This window comes from Methylobacterium sp. J-092 (assembly GCF_022829325.1).
Lineage (GTDB): Bacteria > Pseudomonadota > Alphaproteobacteria > Rhizobiales > Beijerinckiaceae > Methylobacterium.
In genome coordinates, this window is record NZ_JAKSXU010000215.1 from 1 (window position 1) to 281 (window position 281).

1 pseudogene is annotated in these 281 nt (G+C 73.7%); it reads right to left on the reverse strand.

What is annotated here, in order from left to right:
- Positions 1–249, reverse strand: a pseudogene (locus tag MKK60_RS27240) (hypothetical protein); the annotation flags it as partial.
- Positions 250–281 lie beyond the last annotated feature (32 nt).

Genomic DNA, 281 nt, shown 5'->3' on the forward strand with positions numbered 1-281 from the left:
CTTCTCGACGTTGGCGGAGGCCAGCCGCACGGCGATCGGCTCGACCTTGGCGGCCTCGGGCGCCGCGGCGCTCTCCTCCTTGGCCTCGGGCAGGTCGTAGCCGGCCTTGCCCGCGGGCTTGGGATGGTAGATCAGCTCGGCCTCGAAGCCGGCGACGTCGAACCGCGCCGCGGCGCCTCCGGAAGCCTCCACCCAGGCCGTGCCCTCCTCGCGCGTCCCTTCCTCCAGGGCAATCCGCTCCAGCCCCATGCGACGCAGAACCTCGCGACCGACGCCGCGGA